5 protein-coding genes are annotated in these 6786 nt (G+C 68.4%); 4 read left to right on the top strand and 1 reads right to left on the bottom strand.

The features are described from left to right. A partial coding sequence (locus tag ACWEOZ_RS18580) for a M23 family metallopeptidase (protein ID WP_451911913.1) occupies positions 1-788 on the bottom strand: 788 nt, incomplete at its 3' end. Between the two features lie 300 nt (positions 789-1088). Between ACWEOZ_RS18580 and ACWEOZ_RS18575 the strand changes: the two genes are divergently transcribed. The 4 genes from ACWEOZ_RS18575 (at position 1089) to ACWEOZ_RS18560 (ending at position 6658) form a co-directional block, all read left to right on the top strand. Further along, the gene (locus tag ACWEOZ_RS18575; RefSeq protein WP_451911912.1) at positions 1089-2486 is read left to right on the top strand and encodes a SpoIID/LytB domain-containing protein; all 1398 of its coding nucleotides are present in this window, start codon (positions 1089-1091) and stop codon (positions 2484-2486) included. A 135-nt stretch (positions 2487-2621) separates the two neighbouring features. Next, a complete protein-coding gene (locus ACWEOZ_RS18570) occupies positions 2622-4133 on the top strand; it encodes a fibronectin type III domain-containing protein (RefSeq protein ID WP_451911911.1) in 1512 nt (503 codons plus the stop codon). Between the two features lie 240 nt (positions 4134-4373). Next, positions 4374-5063 (top strand): hypothetical protein, encoded by a 690-nt coding sequence (locus ACWEOZ_RS18565; RefSeq protein WP_451911910.1) that lies wholly within the window; start codon positions 4374-4376, stop codon positions 5061-5063. Continuing rightward, positions 5060-6658, top strand: a complete 1599-nt coding sequence (locus tag ACWEOZ_RS18560; protein WP_451911909.1) for a serine/threonine protein kinase — start codon at positions 5060-5062, stop codon at positions 6656-6658. The genes ACWEOZ_RS18565 and ACWEOZ_RS18560 overlap by 4 nt, the downstream gene beginning before the upstream one ends. Positions 6659-6786: the final 128 nt, after the last annotated feature.

The following is a 6786-nucleotide window of genomic DNA, read 5'->3' as shown; positions in this document are numbered from 1 at the left end:
AAACCGGCCGCCCCGAACGCGAAGATCCCACCGTCCGCGCCAACCAACCAATAGCCATTGCCCGACGGATGCGCGGCCATACCCACCACCGGCGAATTGAGCGGCTTACCGCCCATCGAACCCTGGAAACCGGCCGCCCCGAACGCGAAGATCCCACCGTCCGCGCCAACCAACCAATAGCCATTGCCCGACGGATGCGCGGCCATACCCACCACCGGCGAGTTGAGTGCCTGGCCCCCCATCGACCCGTAGAAGGTGGCCGCCCCGATCGTGAACACGCCGCCGTCCCGGGCGGCCAACCAGAAGCCCTGACCGGAAGCGGGCGAGAGGGCGAGTCCCCGGAAATACCCGGCGGCGGGCGCCGGGCCCAGGCCGGGGAAGTCGACGTTGATCGGGTCGCCGGGCCGGATCGAGCCGCCGGTGCGGCGGCCCACCGCGTCGTTCAATGCCTCGTACGTCTGCCCGCGCAACCGCGCCTCGAGGTGCAGGTGGTTGCCGAACGAATGGCCGGTGTTGCCGACCACGCCGATCAGCTGGTTCTTCGTGACGGTGGCACCGACGGCGGTCTTGATCTCGTGCAGGTGTGCGTACAGCGTCTCCCAGCCCGATCCGTGATCGATCACGACCTTGTTGCCGTACCCGTCGCCCTGGTCCCGCGCGATCCGCACCGTGCCGCCGTACGCGGCGACCACGTTCGGCCTGCCGGTGCCGGTGCCGGTGCCGATGTCGATCCCGGCGTGGAACTTCCTGACTCCATTGAGGGTGCGCCAGCCGATCAGGCTGGTCACGGTCCCGCTGGTCGGCCACTGCATGACCCCGACAGCAGCGGAGGCGGGCCCGCCCGGTAGACCGAGGCCACCGATCGCGGCACCGGTGGCGGTCGCACCGGACAACACGAGCAGTTGCCGGCGGCTGAGAGATGTCGATGACATGGCGAAGGTCCCTTCCGAGAGTTTCAGCTCCGTCGAAGCAGACCTTGCGACCGGTACGGCGGGACAGTGCAGCCCTGCACTGTTCCGCACCATCCCGGAAGCGGTGCACTGCGTCGGCCGGACCCCCCGGTACCGCTGACCTTCGGAGCGTCCACCATGTTCGCTGCATCCCGAGCCGCCGCCCTCGCCCTCTCCCTCTTCACCTGCGGCGCCGGCCTGTCTGTCCTCGCCTCTCCGGCTGAGGCCGCGCCGTCGACCTGCACCCGTTGGCTGTCCTCGACCACGCCGCCCGACACCATCCGGGTCGGCCTCGTCAGCGCCGGCGCCGTCGTCACCGTGCCGTTCAGGGAATACGTCCGCGACACCCTCCCCAATGAGTGGGTGACGAGCTGGCGACCCGCCGCCCTGCAGGCCGGGGCGGTGGCCGTCAAGCAGTACGCCTGGTACTACGCGATGAACACCGGACACGGCGGCACCATCGGCGGTCAGTGCTACGACGTCACCGACAACACCGCGTCTCAGGTGTACAAGCGCAACTCCCGCCAAGCCACCACCGACGCGGCCATCGACGCCACCTGGGGCGTCACACTCACACGGGGCGGCGCGCTGTTCCCCACCCAGTACGTCGCCGGTAGCAGCGGCCAGGCGTGCGGCGTGGCCGTGCCCAACTATCCGGACCGGCTCAGCCAGTACGGCTCGCAGACCTGCGCCGGCCTCGATCGGAACTACGCCGACATCCTGACCCTCTACTACGCCAACGTGCAGCTGGTCCAAGCCGGGGCAGGAGCGTTCGCCGGCATGGCCCGCACCCCATCGGGCGGCGGCTATTACCTGGTCACGCGGGACGGCGCCGTCCGGCCGCACGGCTCAGCGCCCACGTTCGGCGACGCCCGCGGTCAGTCGTACTTCGCCGGGCAGACCGTGGCGGCGCTGGTCACCACGGCGTCCGGCAACGGCTACTGGATCTTGTCCGAGGCCGGCGGCGTGTACGCCTACGGCGATGCCCCACACTTCGGCGCGGCCGCCGGGCAGTCCTACTTCGCCGGTCAGCGGGCGGTGTCCCTGGTGCCGAACGCGGCCGGTAACGGCTACTGGATCATGTCAGCCGCAGGTGGCATCTACTCTTACGGCGGTGCCGCCTTCTTCGGTGCGGCGGCTGGTCAGTCGTACTTCAGCGGGCAGACGGCCACCGGTATGACCCGATCGCCGGGCGGCAACGGCTACTGGATCATGTCAGCCGCGGGTGGGGTTTACGCGTACGGCGACGCTCCGCACTTCGGCGCGGCGGCCGGGCAGTCCTACTTCAACGGACAGCGGGCAGTGGCCCTCACCGCGTCGGCGTCCGGCCGCGGCTACTGGATTCTGTCCGCCGCCGGTGGTGTCTACGCGTACGGCGACGCCCCGCACTTCGGCGCCGCGGCCGGGCAGTCCTACTTCAACGGACAGACGGCAACCGGTCTGACCCGCTCGGCCAGTGGCAACGGCTACTGGATCTGCGCGGCCAGTGGCGGCATCTACACCTACGGGGACGCGCCCTTCTACGGCGCGGCCTGATCGCAGCGGCAGCCCCGTGCAGGGGTGCACTATCCGGCCGGCCCGTCCGCTGATTGGCTGCCGGATCAGAGGGACCTGCGGCTGATCTTCGCCGCAGTCGGCAGAAACAGCCCTTCACCACGCAAGGAGCGGGTCATGCGCTGGAAGTCGATTCTTGCTTCGACAGCTTTAACGGCAAGCGCGCTCATCGGCGCGACAACCCCGAGCGAGGCAGCCACCACCAACAGCTGTTCCAATCCGGTGCTCGCGACCAACCTGAACGGCTGGGGCGCCCTCGACTCCGGGACGGTGAGCCGGGTAGCGGTCAGCGACGCCCCGGGGGCGAGTTGGGCCTTCGCCACCACCGGCCACTCGTTCTGGATGCCGCAACTGCAGGTCTCGGGCGCACAGAGCTGGACGGTATCGGTCCAGGACCGGCTCCTCGGCGGCTCGGGTACGGCGCAACTCGTGGTCGAGTGGTACGACGCCGCCGGCACTTACCTGAGCGAGTCTCCAGGCGGCGCGACAACTCTGTCCACCACGACGTGGAAGCCGGTCACCGCCAGCGTCACGGCCCCGGCCGGAGCCGCCTCGGCCCACGTCCTGCAGGAAGCGTCGGCCACCGTGAACGGCCTCAAGTCGACATCCTGCAACTACGGGCAGTTCGTCTCCGTTCCTGGAGCGCCAACGGCGGTCAACGCCACGGTGACGGGAACCTCGGCGACTCTCACCTGGTCGCCACCTTCGTCCACGGGCGGTGCTGCCGTCACCGGGTACACCTACGGGCGCAACGGGACCGACTCACAAGGGACCGGGCCATGGAGCGGCACAACCGGAGCCACCACGCGTAGCGCCACGTTCAACCTGCTGAAGCCGGGAACGACGTACCAGTTGTCGGTGGCCGCCACCAACGCGGCCGGCACAGGAACAGCGGCCTCGGCAACAGTGACGATCCCGGCCGTGGGCGGCAGTCCGTCAGGGCAGCCGATGCCCGTCGGCGACCTCACCGGCTGGCGGCAGGTCTTCACCGAGGAGTTCACCAACGATGTCGCCCTCGGCAGCTGGCCGGGCAGCTACACGACGAAGTTCGACCAGTACGACTACGCCCACAACCCGCCCGACACCAACGGCGGCGGGGTATGGCGGACCGGCAAGGACGTCTCGGTGTCCGGTGGAATGGCCGACTACTACCTGCACAGCGAGAACGGCGTGGCGTACTCCGCCGCGATTCTTCCCCGGACCCCGACGCAGACCTACGGTCGTTACCAGGTGCGGTTCAAGGTGGACCCGGGCATGACCGGCTGGCACTCGGCATGGCTGCTCTGGCCGGACGATGACGTGTGGCCGGCCCACGGTGAGGTCGACTGGCCGGAAGGCTCGCTCACCGGGAACATGGACGGCTTCATGCACTACGCCGACCCCGATGGCGGGCAGGACTGGGCTCCCTCGAACGTCGCCTTCGCGTCCGGCTGGCATACCGCCACCACGGAATGGCTGCCCGGCTCCGTGAAGTACTACCTCGACGGAAACCTCATCGGCAGCTTCACGACCAAGATTCCCAACCTGCCGATGCACTGGGTGCTGCAGTCCGAGTCCGGCTCCGACCAGAGGCCCACCGGATCCGGGCACATCAAGATCGACTGGGTGACGATCTACGCCCGCTCCTGACCTTGCCCGATCTGGAGGGATGCCCGCATCGGGGGCGGCTGAGCGGGCATCCCCCAGACGGTGGTGCCGGGTCGCCGGAACCTCTCGGAGGTTGTGGCGACCCGGCCCATCGTTACTGTCCGGAGTGATAGATGACATATCCGTGGTCGCGCTGCCAGAATTGGCTCTTCTTGGCTTCGTACGCGCTCAGGGATGTGGAACCTATTGCCGGACTCATCGTCGCCCCACGGGACGGCCCGGGTGACCCATCGCGGAACCGCGCGGCAGCTGGTCCGCGGTGATGTTCTGACATTCGGCCGGGGCAAGGACTGCACGATCAGGCTCCCCAACGACGCCCACATCTCCCGGACGGCGGGCTCCGTCACCGTCCTCGAGGATTGCGTTCTGATCCGGAACCACTCGGGCACGAAGCCGTTCGTCATCCGTCCGGTCGTCGGCGAGGACCACATCGTCGAACCGGGCGCCGCGGTGACATCCCTGCCCCATCGCCGGCTCCAGATCGTCATCGCCGGCATGGCCGGGACCACTGTCCACCTCGATCTGGACGTCACCGGCGTGACCAGGCCCGTCAGCTGCCCGGACGTCGTGGCCGTAGCATCCGACGTCGTCACCACGACCACACCGTTTCCACTCACGCCGGCTCAGCGCAAGGTCGTCGAAGCGCTGTGCGCGCCGATGCTGAGCCAGCGGGGCGCGGACGCCACCCCGGCGACATATCAGCAGATAGGAGCGTCGCTGGGACTGTCGCCGCAATATGTCCGCAACGTCATTCAGACGGTTCGGGAGACCTTGACCGGCCATGGCGTGCCCGATCTGGTCACTGACGACCCCACCCGGCCGGGAGCGGATTTCCGCTGGTCGCTGGCCCGCTATGCGATCCGCAATCGCTGGTTTCCGACAGCAGCACCCGCCGAGGAGCAGCAGTCGTGACGGCGCCGGGGCGAAATCAGGACTTTCTGCGCACAGTCGGCGACGGGCAAGTGCCCGTGACTTACCAGGCCAGACTTCGCCCGGACGAACCGAACGGCTGGTATGTCGGCCCGGCCGACGATCCCGACCGCTACGAGCTCCTGGGTGAGGGCATCGCCGGAGGTGAGGGGGTCACGTGGCGCGCCCGATACCACGGCGGTCTGGACGCCCCACTGCCTCTCGCGGTGAAGGTCCAGCATCCTCCGACCGACCCGGCCATCGGCTGGCCGTCGGCCCAGGACCGGTCCCGGTGGCGCGACCAGACGACCCTGCTGCGCCACATGCGTCTGGATCACCTGGTCCGGGTCCACGAATTCACCTCCGGACCGCCGCCCCACCACCTGGGGCAGGCGGACCTCTCCGCCTCCGAGTCCATCATCATCGAGATGGAGTGGGTGGAGGGCGAGAACCTCGCCACCGTGATCCGCGACAGCCCCACCACGACGGCGAACGTCGAGAAGCGCGTCCAATGGATCGAGGACGCCTGCACCACGCTTGCGCGCTTGCACTCCTACACCCAGACCGCCGGCAACCCGACCGTCCACCGTGACGTCTCCCCGTCGAATTGCATCATCACACCTGACCGCGGCCTCGTGCTGATCGATGTCTCCACCATGCAGCTGCCACGGGACGGTCTCGACCTCGCCGGCAGGCACACCCCCGCCTACAGCGCTCCGGAAGTGCTCGCGATGCCGCACAGCCCGCGACTGCCGAGCGCCGACGTCTACGCCATCGGCGCCCTGACCTTCTTCTGTCTGACCGGCCAGGACCCTCCACGGTCATCAGCGGGCAAGCCCGACACCCGGGCCGGGATGCTGCGGGACGCCGTCCTGCGTCTTAAGCTCGACCCGGCGACCGCAGCCCACGTGATGTCGATGCTCGCTCCTGACCCCGAAGATCGGCCGCACGACCTGCCGGCTTGGAGCAGCCGACTCCGGGAGTTCGCGCGCCCACGGCGGTCTTTCCTGGTCAGCCGCTCGTTGCGCCGCCCCGTCGTGGCCGTCCCGCTCGCCCTGCTGATCGCCACCGCATCCGCAGGCGTGGTGCTCTGGACCGGCCAGGAGGATCCGGACGGCAACGTTGCGGCGGCCCAGACCACTCAGCCAGGTCCGATCGCGGCGTCTCAGGGCATCACCAGGAGGTCGTTCTCGACCGCGCGGGGCAGCATCACCTCACCGCTTCCGGGTACGGCGACCAGAGACTGCGAATACTTCACAGGCACGGCATCGCCCAAACCGGGAAACACCGTGATACTGGCGATGCACAACCTGAGCGAGGCTGACTCGACCCGCTATGTCCAAGTCGTTTTCGGCTTCGACAAACCCCAGACTCTCGCGACTTGGCGCGGCGCGCAGTACTTCAACGACAACGCCATCGGCCAGGAGATAGCAGTCGAACTGATCGAGATGCCGTTGCCGGAGGCGAAGAGGCTCAATGCAACGGACGACTATTTCGAGGCCAGCCGGATGGCCACGGCGGGCGAAGTCGTTGCCGCGGTCGTCGTGACGCATGAACGGGGCAAGCACCCGCAATCGCCGTGCGAGGGCCCGGACTGAGCCGGTCCGTTGACCAGTGAGTGCACCAGCACCCCTTCGGCAAAATGCCTCACGTTCGGGTAGTCACAGAGTCTTACCAGGTCATCGAGCCGCTGAGGGGCGTGCGGGACTCGGGCCCGCGACCGAGG

The sequence above is a fragment of the Actinoplanes sp. NPDC004185 genome (assembly GCF_053603475.1).
Note: the sequence above shows the minus strand (reverse complement) of the source record. Positions and strands in the feature narration are given on the sequence as shown.